14 protein-coding genes are annotated in these 13996 nt (G+C 52.3%); 2 read left to right on the forward strand and 12 right to left on the reverse strand.

Annotated features, from left to right (window positions below; all coding sequences use genetic code 11):
• Positions 1-126 precede the first annotated feature (126 nt).
• The 12 genes from fis to acuI form a co-directional block, all read right to left on the reverse strand.
• Positions 127-423, reverse strand: coding sequence for a DNA-binding transcriptional regulator Fis (fis, locus tag VH187_RS06995; protein ID WP_000462905.1), 297 nt, complete (start codon positions 421-423; stop codon positions 127-129).
• Between the two features lie 25 nt (positions 424-448).
• Positions 449-1414, reverse strand: a complete 966-nt coding sequence (gene dusB, locus VH187_RS07000; RefSeq protein ID WP_329700754.1) for a tRNA dihydrouridine synthase DusB — start codon at positions 1412-1414, stop codon at positions 449-451.
• A 330-nt stretch (positions 1415-1744) separates the two neighbouring features.
• Positions 1745-2485, reverse strand: coding sequence for a carbonic anhydrase (locus tag VH187_RS07005; protein WP_329700755.1), 741 nt, complete (start codon positions 2483-2485; stop codon positions 1745-1747).
• Positions 2486-2618: 133 nt separating this feature from the next.
• Positions 2619-3500: a 50S ribosomal protein L11 methyltransferase gene (gene prmA / locus VH187_RS07010; RefSeq protein WP_329700756.1), complete on the reverse strand. Its 882-nt coding sequence runs from the start codon at positions 3498-3500 to the stop codon at positions 2619-2621.
• 12 nt (positions 3501-3512) lie between these two features.
• Complete coding sequence (gene panF / locus VH187_RS07015) at positions 3513-4964, reverse strand: sodium/pantothenate symporter (protein ID WP_329700819.1); 1452 nt, start codon at positions 4962-4964, stop codon at positions 3513-3515.
• On the reverse strand, positions 4954-5196 hold the full coding sequence (locus VH187_RS07020) for a YhdT family protein (RefSeq protein WP_329700757.1): 243 nt from the start codon (positions 5194-5196) through the stop codon (positions 4954-4956). The genes panF and VH187_RS07020 overlap by 11 nt, the downstream gene beginning before the upstream one ends.
• A 109-nt stretch (positions 5197-5305) precedes the next feature.
• Positions 5306-6655, reverse strand: a complete 1350-nt coding sequence (gene accC / locus VH187_RS07025) for an acetyl-CoA carboxylase biotin carboxylase subunit (RefSeq protein WP_329700758.1) — start codon at positions 6653-6655, stop codon at positions 5306-5308.
• A 10-nt stretch (positions 6656-6665) separates the two neighbouring features.
• Positions 6666-7130, reverse strand: coding sequence for an acetyl-CoA carboxylase biotin carboxyl carrier protein (accB, locus tag VH187_RS07030; RefSeq protein WP_329700759.1), 465 nt, complete (start codon positions 7128-7130; stop codon positions 6666-6668).
• A gap of 22 nt (positions 7131-7152) precedes the next feature.
• Positions 7153-7605 (reverse strand): type II 3-dehydroquinate dehydratase, encoded by a 453-nt coding sequence (gene aroQ, locus VH187_RS07035; RefSeq protein WP_329700760.1) that lies wholly within the window; start codon positions 7603-7605, stop codon positions 7153-7155.
• A gap of 235 nt (positions 7606-7840) precedes the next feature.
• Entirely contained in the window at positions 7841-8440 is a 600-nt protein-coding gene (gene msrQ / locus VH187_RS07040; protein ID WP_329700761.1) for a protein-methionine-sulfoxide reductase heme-binding subunit MsrQ, read from the reverse strand.
• Positions 8441-9442, reverse strand: a complete 1002-nt coding sequence (msrP, locus tag VH187_RS07045) for a protein-methionine-sulfoxide reductase catalytic subunit MsrP (RefSeq protein ID WP_329700762.1) — start codon at positions 9440-9442, stop codon at positions 8441-8443.
• 77 nt (positions 9443-9519) lie between these two features.
• Entirely contained in the window at positions 9520-10494 is a 975-nt protein-coding gene (acuI, locus tag VH187_RS07050; protein ID WP_329700763.1) for an acrylyl-CoA reductase (NADPH), read from the reverse strand.
• Between the two features lie 221 nt (positions 10495-10715).
• On the opposite strand from acuI, the gene csrD reads away from it, so the two are divergent.
• Both csrD and mreB read left to right on the forward strand, forming a co-directional pair.
• The gene (gene csrD / locus VH187_RS07055) at positions 10716-12656 is read left to right on the forward strand and encodes an RNase E specificity factor CsrD (RefSeq protein WP_329700764.1); all 1941 of its coding nucleotides are present in this window, start codon (positions 10716-10718) and stop codon (positions 12654-12656) included.
• Positions 12657-12949: 293 nt separating this feature from the next.
• Entirely contained in the window at positions 12950-13993 is a 1044-nt protein-coding gene (gene mreB, locus VH187_RS07060; RefSeq protein ID WP_006818047.1) for a rod shape-determining protein MreB, read from the forward strand.
• Positions 13994-13996 lie beyond the last annotated feature (3 nt).

The raw sequence follows: 13996 nt of genomic DNA on the forward strand, positions 1-13996 counted from the left end.
GGGTGAGTGGCAGGCAATATACACGAAAAATAACAACGCGAAAGAGGGGATGGAGGGAAGGAATTCAGGCAATAAAAAAGGCGCTTCCCCATGCCGAAGAGCGCCTTTTTTCCGCCATGAACGAACTTAGTTCATGCCGTATTTTTTCAGTTTCTTACGCAGTGTACCGCGGTTGATGCCCATCATCAGGGCAGCGCGGGTCTGGTTACCACGGGTGTATTGCATCACCATGTCCAACAGGGGCTGTTCTACTTCAGCCAGTACCAGCTCATACAGGTCATTAACATCCTGACCGTTCAGTTGAGCAAAATAGTTCTTCAGTGCCTGTTTTACCGAGTCACGGAGAGGTTTCTGAGTTACCTGATCCTGCGAATTAACGGTAGAAACGGTCAGTACGTCAGAATTTACGCGTTGTTCGAACATAGTTCTGTCAGCTCTTTATTTCTGTTTACGCAAAATTTTCGAAGTATGCCTCCAACGCCTCCAGCTGATCGCTGGCATCCTCAATGGCGTTGAATGTGCGCCGAAACTGGTCATCTGGAGCGTGTTCCTGTAAATACCAGGATACGTGTTTGCGCGCTATTCGGTACCCTTTTGTATGACCGTAAAAATCATGCAATTCCCGAACATGTGCACAAAGTAAGCGCTTCACCTCTGCCAGAGGCAGTGGAGGTAGCAGCTCCCCAGTGTCCAGATAGTGCTGGATTTCCCGAAAGATCCAGGGTCTTCCCTGAGCTGCGCGTCCTATCATAAGGGCATCTGCCCCCGTATAGTCCAGCACGGCTCTGGCTTTAAGCGGGTCAGTAATGTCGCCATTCGCGATAATCGGAATGGAAACTTTCTGCTTAACTGCCCGAATACTGTCGTATTCAGCGTCTCCGTTAAACAAGCAGGCGCGAGTGCGTCCGTGAATAGTCAGAGCCTGAATGCCACAATCTTCAGCCAGTTGGGCAATCTCTATGCAGTTACGGTGGTCCGGCGCCCAGCCAGTGCGAATCTTGAGAGTGACAGGAACATCCACTGCATTTACCACTGCGGCCAGGATAGATTTCACCAGGCTTGGGTGTTGCAACAGGGCTGAACCTGCAAGCTTGCGATTCACTTTTTTCGCCGGGCAACCCATATTGATATCAATAATTTGGGCGCCACTTTCAACGTTAATACGTGCGGCTTCTGCCATTTCTTCAGGACTGCTTCCGGCAATTTGCACCGTGCGGATCCCGGGCTCGTCAATGTGCACCATCCGTAAACGGGATTTGTCGCTCTCCCAAACCTGCGGGTTTGAGGACATCATCTCAGAAACGGTTAAACCTGCTCCCATCTCGTAGCACAGCGTCCGGAATGGTCTGTCAGTAATGCCAGCCATGGGCGCTGCGATCAGGCGATTTCTAAGCTGGTGGTGTCCGATGCGCATGAGTTAAGAAATGACCATACTGTGACTGCAAGGCGGCGTATATTACGCATTTTTTACACGAGATGAAAGGCCAAACTTTGAGCAATCCTCTGTCATAGATCAAGGAATCGCCAGTCGGTCGAAAGTGAAAAATTTAATCGGCATTTAAATCATGGTGTTATGTGTATTTGCTGAAATTACATACAGATGCAATTTTGCGTAACTTATCGTTTTTTCCTGCTCAAAAGGGAGCAGAAAAGAGATAACCTGCTGTTTTTATCAGCAGATTATCCCGATTATTGCGCGCTGGATCTCATTTCAATGTGGCATGAGAAACGCTTTTTCTGGCACTTATTCAACCACCACACGGCCATGAACCGGCTGCGTTGGACGGTTATTATGGTGATGCATGGTATGGGTAAACTTCTCCAGTTGCGCTTCTGACAGCGTCAATGGATGTTTCATGACCAACCAGGCGACGCCTTCGGAACACGGTGGCGTGGTTAATGAACCGCTAAAGCGCCAGTATGTTCTGTCCGTCGGAATTAGCTTATTAATATCCAAAGGCGCTTTCACTGCGGCATCACTTTCTGCCTTTTCTGGCATAACGCTCCAGAGCTTATCCAGTTCAGGGTTCGCTGCACCGACGTCAAACATCACGGCGACGACGGCAACTTCGCCCGCCGCGTTTTTATGCACCAGATGCATCTCCATCGCAGAGTGCTTACCGTGAATCGTGTTCTCAGAAGGTGCATGGAAGTGGAACTGTTGCAGAACGTAGATCTGACCATCCACAGTAATGCTGTCCGAGGCTTTTGGGTCAACGGTTGCCTGAATGGTGTGACCATTATTGAGCACAAAATCCGGGCCTTTGCCGTAATGGATATCCAGAGGCTGGAGATGGGCATTGACTGTAGTGTCGATATTAATCGGCGACTGGTTCATTCCCTGCTGACAGGTTTTGTATTCATCGCTCAACTGGCTCCAGTGTTCCGGGGCGCCTTCTCCTTCGTAGGTCCAGTGTGAGGCGAGTGCGAAGAAAGGGGTAATGCTCAGCGCCAGTAGCGCTGCTTTGCCAATAGACTTACTCATAATATTCATCCAATGAATTGAAACAATATAATTATTCAGTAACTCAATGAGTTACAGGGGTATTTTACCATGAGCAAGAAAAGGACTATGAGGAGAAAATGCTCGCGTGACCGGGCGGCCACGCGAAGGGGAATTAGTGTTTGCGGCCAGTAATGCGACACCACTCTTCTTTCTCGACCACAGGGTCGAGAGCAAACAGTGAGGTGTAAGCTTCACAGACGCTGTCCGCCTGGCTTGCAAGAATACCAGACAGGCCCAACAGGCCGCCCTCAACGGGCAGGACGCTGATCAACGGGGCCAGTTCACGTAATGGGCCTGCCAGGATGTTAGCGACCACGACATCGGCTTTCATGACGTCTGGCTGGTCCTGAGGTAAATACAGTTCCAGACGAGCGGACACGCCGTTGCGCTCGGCATTATCACGGCTGGCCTGGATAGCCTGCGGATCGATATCGATCCCGATCGCTTTGGCCGCACCCAGTTTCAGTGCGGCGATAGCGAGGATCCCGGATCCGCACCCAAAGTCGATCACTGTTTTGCCATTCAGATCGAGACCGTCAAGCCATTGCAAACAGAGTGACGTCGTTGGATGAGTACCCGTACCAAACGCCAGACCCGGATCGAGCATCACGTTCACCGCATTTTCATCCGGCACATCGCGCCAGCTTGGGCAGATCCAAAGACGTTCGCCGAAGCGCATTGGGTGGAAGTTATCCATCCATTCACGTTCCCAGTCTTTATCTTCCAGCTGTTCAATCTTATGCACAAACCCGGCGCCCAGCAGCGGGTGATGTTCAAGGATTGCCACGACCTCGTTCATGTCGGTCTCGGCGTCAAACAGGCCAATCACATCGGTGTCGCCCCACAGGCGGGTTTCACCCGGCAGCGGCTCAAACACAGGCGTATCGTGGGTGTCCTGAAAAGTGATAGAGACAGCCCCCGCTTCCATCAGCGCATCGCTAAGGTCTTCAGCGTTTGCGCCAGTAGTGTTCAGTTTCAATTGGATCCATGGCATGGCAAAACTCTTTTAATGATTAACAGTGAAATTCGGGGCTTGCGTGGCAGGACGACCAAATCGGTTGCCTACGACAAAAGCCAGAAGACTTAACAGTAACGACGGAACGATCGGATGAAAGCCGAGGTACTGAATTTTAAATGTTGCGAGTAGGGCGTAAAGTACACCGCCTACAATCATGGCACTTAGCGCACCGGCTGCATTCGCGCGTTCCCAATAGAGGCCCAGGACCAGCGGCCACAGAAACACCGCTTCGAGCCCACCAAATGCCAGCAGATTCAGCCAGATGATCATCTCCGGCGGACGCCATGCAGCCAGTAGCAGCAGCGCGCCCAATATCAACGTGATAAGCGCAGACATGCGCTTCAGGCGCTTTTCATTGTGCATCTGCTCGGGATGCAGATTCAGATACAGATCCTTGATTATCGTAGCGGAACTCTGCAATAACTGCGCGTTGATCGTCGACATGATGGCAGCCATCGGTGCGGCAAGGAAGATCCCTGCAGCAATCGGCGGCAGCACTTTGACCATCAGGGTTGGGATCACCAAATCCGGAACATTGAGGTCCGGAATAACAGCGCGGCCCAGAGCACCGGCCAGATGCATGCCAAACATCAGAATAGCCACAACGATGGTGCCAATAATAATTCCGCGATGCACGGCTTTGCTGTCTTTATAGGAAATGCAGCGAACGGCGGTATGCGGCAGACCGATCACGCCAAAGCAGACCAGCACCCAAAATGACGTCATAAAGCTTGGTGACAGAATATCGTCCGCGCCCTGCGGAGAAACCAGTTTCGGGTCGATATGTTCCAGGGTTTGCACCGCGTGGCTCAAACCGCCCGCCGCATGAACGACGCCAATAAGCAACACAATGGTGCCAATTAGCATCACCATGCCCTGCATCGCATCGTTCAGCACGCTGGCACGAAAACCGCCAAAGGCGGTATACAGCGCGATACTGATACCGAAAATCAGCAGGCCGGTTTCGTAAGGTATCCCTGCCGCGGTTTCCAGCAGACGTGCGCCGCCAATGAACTGTACGGTCATTGCGCCCACAAAGGCGACCAGCAGACTGAGGCTTGCGAGCCACACCAGCAGACGGCTCTGATAGCGGGCAAACAGCATATCGTTGAGCGTCACCGCGTTATATCTGCGGGCGAGAATGGCGAATTTTTTGCCTAATACGCCTAATGACAGCCATACCGCCGGGAGTTGGATCATCGCCAGCAGTACCCAGCCGAGCCCGTATTTATAGGCCGCACCAGGGCCGCCAATAAACGAACTGGCGCTGATATAGGTCGCCGTCAGCGTCATCGCCAGCACGAACCCGCCCATCGAGCGACTGCCCAGAAAATATTCATTGAGGAACGTGCCGGTCGAGCGTTTACGCATCGCATAAATCGACAGGCCAAACACCACCAACAGGTAGGCGACAAGCGGCAGAATGACTTCAGGCTGCATCATCGTCCTCCAGGGGAATATCGCGATAGATGACTTTTACCATTGCCCAGCACAGCAGAACAAACACCAATGGCGTCAGCATGCAGGCCATCTCAAACCAATGCGGCAGGCCTGTGAATCCCTGCAGTGAATTTGGTATGTAAGCGCTTGCTAACCATGCGGCAAGATAGAGGAGGGTGAGCCACAATGCCCAGCGGGCTTCTTTGTGGGCCTGAACAAAACGCGCGTCCATAAGGCTCCCAGGGTCAATTTAAAGCGGGGATTGTACCTGAAGGGGCTGATAAGGGGAGAGAAAAAGAAAAAAGGCCGGAAGATCCGGCCTTTTACGCAGTGCTCAGGATTTACTTTTCCTGGAGTCCGAGTTTTTTCTCCAGATAGTGGATGTTGGTGCCACCATGCTGGAAGTTCTCGTCACTCATAATGCGCATCTGCAGTTCGATGTTGGTTTTGATCCCGTCGATGATAAGCTCTTGCAGAGCGTTTTTCATGCGCGAAATCGCCACATCACGGGTTTCCCCGTAGCAGATGAGTTTGCCAATCATTGAGTCATAGTACGGCGGTACGGTGTAACCGGCGTAGATATGAGATTCCCAACGCACACCAAAACCGCCAGGTGCGTGGAAACGGGTAATTTTACCCGGGCTCGGCAGGAAGGTATTTGGGTCTTCGGCGTTGATACGGCATTCCACCGCATGACCGCGAACCTGTACTTCTTCCTGAGTGATTGACAGCGGCTGACCAGCAGCGATGCGCAGCTGCTCTTTAATCAGGTCAACGCCAGTGATCATCTCGGTAACCGGATGTTCTACCTGAATACGGGTGTTCATTTCGATGAAATAGAACTCGCCGTTTTCGAACAGGAACTCGAAAGTCCCCGCGCCACGGTAGCCGATATCGACACAGGCTTTTGAACAACGCTCGCCGATGTAGCGACGCAGTTCCGGGGTAATGCCCGGCGCTGGTGCTTCTTCGACGACTTTCTGGTGACGACGCTGCATAGAGCAGTCACGTTCTGCCAGATAGATAGCGTTACCCTGACCATCAGCCAGCACCTGGATCTCAATATGACGAGGATTTTCCAGGTATTTTTCCATGTAAACCATGTCGTTGCTGAAAGCCGCTTTGGCTTCCGCTTTGGTCATGGAAATGGACTGTGCCAGGTCGGCGTCGCTGCGCACAACGCGCATACCACGACCGCCGCCGCCGCCAGAGGCTTTGATGATAACCGGGTAGCCGATGCGTTTGGCATGAGCGCGGTTAGCGTCCATGTCTTCGCCCAGTGGGCCATCGGAGCCAGGTACAGTGGGAACGCCTGCTTTTTTCATCGCGGTGATAGCAGACACTTTATCGCCCATCAGGCGAATGGTGTCGGCTTTCGGGCCGATGAAGATAAAGCCGGAACGTTCAACCTGCTCAGCAAAGTTGGCGTTTTCGGACAGGAAGCCATAACCCGGATGGATTGCCACCGCGCCAGTGATTTCAGCGGCGCTGATGATAGCCGGGATGTTCAGGTAGCTTTTTACGGACTGAGCCGGGCCGATACAGACCGTTTCATCCGCCAGCAGTACGTGTTTTAAATCGCGATCCGCAGTGGAGTGCACGGCTACGGTCTTGATGCCCAATTCTTTACAGGCACGAAGAATACGCAGTGCAATCTCGCCACGGTTAGCGATGACAATTTTATCCAGCATGTTCGCCTCGTTACTCGATGACGACCAGCGGCTCGTCAAATTCTACAGGTTGACCACTTTCGACCAGGATAGCCTTCACGGTGCCCGATTTGTCGGCTTCGATCTGGTTCATCATTTTCATGGCTTCAACGATGCACAGGGTATCACCCACGTTGACCTTCTGACCCACTTCGATGAACGCTTTTGCGTCCGGGCTCGGCGTGCGGTAGAAAGTACCAACCATCGGGGAGCGTACGATGTGGCCACTGATTTCAGCTTTAGCAGGTGCTTCAGCAACCGCTGCTGGAGCAGCAGCGGCCGGAGCCATCTGCGGCTGCATCATTGGTGCAGCATAAGCCTGTTGCATCACTGGGAAGCCCGCATTAGCCGGCGCGCGGCTGATGCGTACAGACTCTTCACCTTCAGAAATTTCCAGTTCGGAGATGCCTGATTCTTCAACCAGCTCGATCAGTTTTTTAATCTTACGAATATCCATGAGTGGGTTCCGTACTCTTTGTTTAGTGTGATTGTGACAGGCGTTTTACCGCCGTCTGTAATGCGTATGAATAGCCGTCAGCGCCTAATCCGCAGATGACGCCGGCAGCGATATCAGAGAGATATGAATGATGGCGGAACGGCTCGCGAGCGTGCACGTTACTCAGATGAATCTCGATAAACGGGATACTGACCGCCAATAGCGCATCGCGAATCGCCACACTGGTGTGCGTGAATGCGGCCGGATTAATCAGGATATAGTCAACGTTGTCTTTAGCCTGATGAATTCGGTCGATAATCGCGAACTCCGCGTTGGACTGCAAATGGTCCAGTGACACATTCAGAGCCTCGGCCTCCGTCGTTAAACGGTTCACAATCTCCGCTAACGTCAGGGTGCCATACTTCTCTGGCTCACGGGTTCCGAGCATGTTCAGGTTCGGTCCGTTTAAAAGCAAAATGCGTGACTTGTTGGCCATTGTGCTGCTATCTCCTGCCATTCTCCGGTAAAAAACAAAATATACCTTCGATGCGCGCTTGTCACCTTTTCAGAGGCCAAAAACCCCTGTCAGGAAAACCAAAGTCGCACATTATAATGATTTCGTAGCATTTGGCAGCTAAATACTGGTCTTATCAGGGAAGATAATCAACCTCAATCGCGAAAAAGCCTGACGTACTGCGGGAGAACTGCGGGAAACTGCACACAATCGCGGATTAACGCCACCATTGGCGGAACTTCTTATAACGCCAGACTAAGAGGGCAAGAGCCGCAACAGCGTACAAGACAGGCTGAGGTGACAGAATCTTCACCGACCAGAGATAATGGATCGGCGCCAGTATCGCCACCAGATAGACGAAGTTGTGCAATTTTTGCCAGCGTGGACCCAGTTTTCGCTGAGCTCGCTGGAAGGATGTGACGGCCAGTGCCAGCAAAATCAGCCAGCTCACCAGACCCAGCGTTAAATAAGGACGCGATACCACTTCCTGCCCTAACAAACCCAAATTATTAATCCCGAGTTCCAGCAGCGCGTAACTGGTGAGATGCAACGTGGCCCAGGCAAAACACCATACGCCCAAAAGGCGGCGCGTTCGGATCAATAAAGGCTGTTTAGCGTAGCGTGCCAGCGGGGAAACCAACAAGGTGGCGAGCAACAATTTCAGAGCCATCCTACCGGTAAAGTGTTGAATATCCTTGGCAGGGTCAGCACTGAAATAGCCCTGAGAGGCAGACCAAAAGAGCCAAACGAGCGGCAAAAAAGCGGCCAAATGCAGCGCCACTTTCAGCCAGATTACTTGTTTTGCGGTTAAGCGCACTCAGAAATTCTCCCGTAAATTAAGCCCACGGTACAGCGAAGCGACCTGATCGGCATAGCCATTGAACAGTAACGTCGGCTGGCGTTTTACATCCAGCACTCCGCCAGAGCCAATAAAACGCTCTGTCGCCTGCGACCAGCGAGGGTGATCAACATGGGGATTCACGTTGGCAAAAAAGCCGTATTCATCGGGGGCCGCCAGATTCCAGGTGCAAGGCGGGCGTTCGCGAGTCAGTTTAATACTGACAATGGATTTTATGCCTTTGAAACCATACTTCCACGGTACGGTCAGACGGATCGGTGCGCCGTTTTGCGGCGGCAACGCTTTGCCATAAACGCCGGTCGTCAGCAGTGTTAACGGATGCATTGCCTCATCCAGGCGCAACCCTTCTACATAAGGATAGGCAAGACCACCACCGATAAAGCGATCTTTCTGGCCCGGCATTTGTTCGGGAGAGAAGATCGTTTTAAAGGCGACGTATTTGGCGTCGCTGGTGGGTTCAACCAGTTCCAGCAGTTTGTGCAATGGGAAACCAATCCACGGCACCACCATCGACCAGGCTTCAACGCAACGCATACGGTAGATGCGTTGTTCAAGCGGAAAGCGTTTAGTGAGCGCGTCGTGATCGAGCGTCAGAGGTTTATTCACTTCACCGTCAATGGTCAGGGTCCAGGGATCGGTTTTCAGGCTACCGGCATTCGCCGCCGGATCGGCTTTATCCAGCCCAAATTCGTAGAAATTGTTGTAACGAGTGACTTTATCTTCCGGCGTAAGCATCAGTTTGCTTTGCCATTCGGCAGGGCGGGAAAAATCCAGTGGCTTGCCGGAAGGGGCGGGTGGCCTGTCATTACCTTTAAACCAGCTAAGAATATCGGCTTGAGCGGAAGGCGCGACTGTCATCGCCGTGGCACTAATGCCTAACATCTTCAGCACCTGGCGGCGCTGGAGCATAAAAACGGATTCCGCCGTTACGTCAGCTTCCGTTAGTTTTCTCGACTTCATGGCTTTCTCCGTCATGCTTTTTCCTAAGCATGACGGAGGTGTTTGATTAACGCGAATATGTCACGAAAATTTGAAGATTAGGCGACTTTCACCAGCGTCCGGCCCTGGATTTGGTTATTCATGATTTTGTCGGCAAATTCTGGAGCCTGAGCAAGGGTAATTTCTGTGGCGCTCTGACTATAGAAGGAAGCAGGCAAATCCTGAACTAAACGTTCCCAGGCCTGCGCGCGGCGAGCCGCAGGTGTCATGACAGAATCCACGCCCTGCAGACGAACGTTACGCAGAATAAACGGCATCACGGTGGTCGGCAGCGCAAAACCACCCGCGAGACCGCAAGCGGCAACACAGCCGCCATAGTTCATCTGCGCCAACACTTTGGCCAGCACTTTATCGCCCACGGTATCAACCGCACCGGCCCACAACTGTTTCTCCAGCGGGCGGGTTTCAGCGAATTCATCGCGACCAAGAATGCGCGTTGCACCAAGGCTTCGTAGATAATCGTGCGTGCTTTCACGACCTGAAACGGCAGCGACCTGGTAGCCAAGTTTATGCAGCAGGGCAATGGCAGTACTGCCTACACCGCCGCTGGCGCCCGTTACCACAATTTCACCATCTTGCGGACGAACACCAGCATCTTCCAGCGCCATCACGCAAAGCATGGCGGTGAAACCCGCTGTACCGATGATCATCGCCTGACGCGCGTCCATTCCCTGCGGTTGAGCAACCAGCCAGTCGCCCTTAACACGTGCTCGTTGAGACAGACCGCCCCAGTGATTTTCACCCACGCCCCAACCGGTCAGCAGTACTTGCTGACCTGCATGAAAGCGCGGATCTTCGCTGTTATGAACAGTCCCTGCAAAGTCGATACCCGGCACCATCGGAAAGTTACGGATGATTTTGCCCTTACCGGTAATGGCGAGCGCGTCTTTATAATTGAGGCTCGACCACTGAACATCGACGGTGACATCACCTTGTGGCAGCTGGCTTTCCTCGATGGGCTGCACAGAGGCGAGCGTTTTACCGTCGTGCTGTTCTAAGATTAACGCCTGCATAATCGTTCCTCAGTTGTTCAATGATGGGGAAAATATTTCAACAACTATACTTGCTTACTAAAACGTGTATTCGATTTACCGCAATAAATTGCCAGATTCACCAACTCTGGTAGTATGCATGGTCCTTTCGGCGTGCTAGTTAGTGCTTACTAATATTGGCGAGCCACCGCGGGTGTCCGGTCAAAACCGGGCTGTTTTTCATTAACGGAGTTAATACAGGGATGCGATTAACGACGAAATTTTCAGCTTTTGTGGCTCTGCTGACGGGCTTGACCATCTTTGTCACCCTCATTGGCTGTTCGCTGAGTTTCTATAACGGTATTCAGTTTAAGGTGGATTACCGCGCCAGGGCTGTGGCAACGGTGCTTGATTCCCGCCTGCTCAACATGCCCTTTGATCAACTTGACCATCAACTGGACGAAATTCTCGTACCCGTCGATATCGTGCGCGTTGATTTTATCCTCAACGACAAAACGATTTTCAGTCATTCGCGTAAGAGCAGTTACCGCCCAATGGGCAGCAGCTATCAATATCGTGAGCTGACCGTAGAGTCGGTCAAACATCCGGGAATGACCATTCATATGGTGTATCTGGATCCGATGGTGAACTATTTCCACTCCCTGATGACCACTGCGCCACTGACGATTGCCATCGGGTTTATGGTGCTGATCATCTTCTTTTCGGTGCGCTGGTTACGCAGCCAACTGGCGGGCCAGGAATTGTTGGAACTGCGTTCAACCCGGATCCTGAATGGCGCTCGTGGGCAGCAGGCGAGAGGTTCTGTGCATGAATGGCCTGCGCGGACCAGCAGCGCGCTTGATATGTTACTGTCTGAAATTCAGTTTGCGGGAGAGCAACGCAGCCGCCTGGATACGCTGATCCGCTCATATGCCGCGCAGGACACCAAAACGGGTCTCAGCAACCGCATGTTTTTTGATAATCAGCTGGCGACACTGCTCGACGATCAGGAAAAAGTGGGCGCACATGGCATCGTGATGCTGATCCGCTTACCGGAGCTCGACATGGTTCGCGATCAATGGGGGCGAACGGCATCAGAAGAACATTTCTTCCTGCTGATTAACATGCTGTCGACCTTCATGATGCGTTATCCTGGCGCACTGTTGGCCCGCTATCACCGCAGCGATTTTGCAGTTCTGTTGCCACATCGCACGTTGAAAGAAGCCGATAGTATTGCCGGGCAGTTACTGAAAGCCCTGGATTCTTTGCCGTCGACAAAAATCCTCGATCAGGATGACATGATGCATATCGGCATCTGTGCCTGGCGTAGTGGGCAAACGGCGAATCAGGTGATGGAACATGCGGATGCGGCGGTGCGGAATGCCGTGCTTCAGGGCAGCAACAGCTGGGCCGTTTATGATGATTCATTACCAGAAAAAGGGCGCGGTAACGTGCGCTGGCGAACCCTCATAGAACAAATGCTCAGCCGTGGTGGCCCGCGTCTTTATCAAAAGCCAGCGATTCATTACGACGGCCGAGTCCACCATCGGGAATTGATGTGTCGCATTTATGATGGTAAAGAAGAAGTAATTTCCGCTGAATATATGCCGATGGTGTTGGAGTTTGGCCTGGCAGAAGAGTATGACCGTTTACAAATCACCCGGTTATTGCCTTTCCTTTCGTTCTGGCCTGAAGAAAATCTGGCATTACAGGTGACGGTGGAGTCAATCATTCGACCTCGATTCCAGCGTTGGCTGCGAGATACATTGATGCAATGTGAAAAATCTCAACGAAAACGGATTATTTTTGAACTTGCAGAGGCGGATGTCTGTCAACATATCAGCCGTTTACAGCCTGTCATGCGTTTGATTAACGCTTTAGGTGTGCGAGTGGTGGTGATTCAGGCGGGTTTGACGCTGGTCAGCACCAGTTGGATCAAAGAGATGTCGGTAGAACTCGTCAAGCTGCACCCGGGCTTGGTGCGTAATATTGAAAAGCGTAGCGAGAATCAACTGTTGGTGCAAAGTCTGGTCGAAGCCTGTAAGGGCACCTCGACACAGGTTTTCGCGACCGGCCTACGTAGTCGTAGTGAGTGGCAAGTGTTGAGAGAGTGTGGTGTGTTGGGTGGACAGGGCGATTTTTTTGCTTCGTCACAACCGCTTGACACTAGCGTAAAAAAATATTCGCAAAGATACTCTGTTTGATCTGCCGTTTGCTGTGATTTCACGTAGAATAACGCGCGCTGTTTCTCCGCGGGAGTAATTGAACGCCCGCCGATAGGTAACAGATAACGAGCCAGTGATCGTCCTTAAACAGGTTGCAATGCAGGCAATGAATGCTGCGGTCCTGACGGTGTCAGGTCTAAATTGTAACAAAGGAAACGAACTGCACTAATTTTCACCGTTGCAGATGATTTTTGCGCCTTGTCGCTGCTGCGTGTGGTTGGTAAAGTAAGCGGATTTTGTTTCCGCCCCAGCTTTCAGGATTATCCCTTAGTATGTTGAAAAAATTTCGTGGCATGTTTTCCAATGACCTGTCCATTGACCTGGGTACTGCGAATACCCTGATTTACGTGAAAGGACAAGGCATCGTACTGAATGAGCCTTCCGTTGTAGCCATTCGCCAGGATCGTGCCGGTTCACCGAAAAGTGTAGCTGCCGTCGGTCATGAAGCTAAGCAGATGCTCGGCCGTACGCCAGGCAACATTGCAGCTATTCGTCCGATGAAAGACGGCGTTATCGCCGACTTCTTCGTGACTGAAAAGATGCTGCAGCACTTCATCAAACAGGTTCACAGCAACAGTTTCATGCGCCCGAGCCCACGTGTTTTGGTGTGTGTACCGGTCGGTGCAACGCAGGTTGAACGCCGTGCTATCCGTGAATCTGCACAAGGTGCAGGCGCGCGTGAAGTGTTCCTGATTGAAGAGCCAATGGCTGCGGCAATCGGTGCGGGTCTGCCTGTATCCGAAGCAACCGGTTCTATGGTTGTGGATATCGGTGGTGGTACAACCGAAGTCGCGGTTATCTCCCTGAACGGCGTGGTGTACTCCTCTTCCGTACGTATCGGTGGTGACCGTTTCGACGAAGCCATCATTAATTATGTACGCCGTAACTACGGCTCTCTGATCGGTGAAGCCACCGCAGAGCGCATCAAGCACGAAATCGGTTCTGCCTATCCGGGCGACGAAGTGCGTGAAATCGAAGTACGTGGTCGTAACCTGGCAGAAGGCGTTCCACGCGGCTTCACCCTGAACTCCAACGAAATCCTCGAAGCGCTGCAAGAGCCGCTGACCGGTATCGTGAGTGCGGTGATGGTTGCGCTGGAGCAGTGCCCACCGGAACTGGCATCCGACATTTCCGAGCGCGGTATGGTTCTGACCGGTGGTGGTGCGCTGCTGCGTAACCTCGACCGCCTGTTAATGGAAGAGACAGGAATTCCTGTCGTAGTTGCAGAAGATCCACTGACCTGTGTTGCCCGTGGCGGCGGCAAGGCACTGGAAATGATCGACATGCACGGCGGCGACTTGTTTAGCGAAGAGTAGTCA

Origin of the sequence: Scandinavium sp. (assembly GCF_036271055.1) — a bacterium.
GTDB lineage: Bacteria > Pseudomonadota > Gammaproteobacteria > Enterobacterales > Enterobacteriaceae > Scandinavium.

Bases quoted from the DNA above. Each gene is read 5' to 3' on its own strand.
- mreB (WP_006818047.1), top strand. From the start codon at position 12,950: ATGTTGAAAAAATTTCGTGGCATGTTTTCCAATGACCTGTCCATTGAC.
- fis (WP_000462905.1), bottom strand. From the start codon at position 423: ATGTTCGAACAACGCGTAAATTCTGACGTACTGACCGTTTCTACCGTT.
- VH187_RS07020 (WP_329700757.1), bottom strand. From the start codon at position 5,196: ATGGACGCGCGTTTTGTTCAGGCCCACAAAGAAGCCCGCTGGGCATTG.
- msrP (WP_329700762.1), bottom strand. From the start codon at position 9,442: ATGAAGTCGAGAAAACTAACGGAAGCTGACGTAACGGCGGAATCCGTT.
- csrD (WP_329700764.1), top strand. From the start codon at position 10,716: ATGCGATTAACGACGAAATTTTCAGCTTTTGTGGCTCTGCTGACGGGC.
- acuI (WP_329700763.1), bottom strand. From the start codon at position 10,494: ATGCAGGCGTTAATCTTAGAACAGCACGACGGTAAAACGCTCGCCTCT.
- dusB (WP_329700754.1), bottom strand. From the start codon at position 1,414: ATGCGCATCGGACACCACCAGCTTAGAAATCGCCTGATCGCAGCGCCC.
- prmA (WP_329700756.1), bottom strand. From the start codon at position 3,500: ATGCCATGGATCCAATTGAAACTGAACACTACTGGCGCAAACGCTGAA.
- accC (WP_329700758.1), bottom strand. From the start codon at position 6,655: ATGCTGGATAAAATTGTCATCGCTAACCGTGGCGAGATTGCACTGCGT.
- VH187_RS07005 (WP_329700755.1), bottom strand. From the start codon at position 2,485: ATGAGTAAGTCTATTGGCAAAGCAGCGCTACTGGCGCTGAGCATTACC.
- panF (WP_329700819.1), bottom strand. From the start codon at position 4,964: ATGCAGCCTGAAGTCATTCTGCCGCTTGTCGCCTACCTGTTGGTGGTG.
- accB (WP_329700759.1), bottom strand. From the start codon at position 7,130: ATGGATATTCGTAAGATTAAAAAACTGATCGAGCTGGTTGAAGAATCA.
- aroQ (WP_329700760.1), bottom strand. From the start codon at position 7,605: ATGGCCAACAAGTCACGCATTTTGCTTTTAAACGGACCGAACCTGAAC.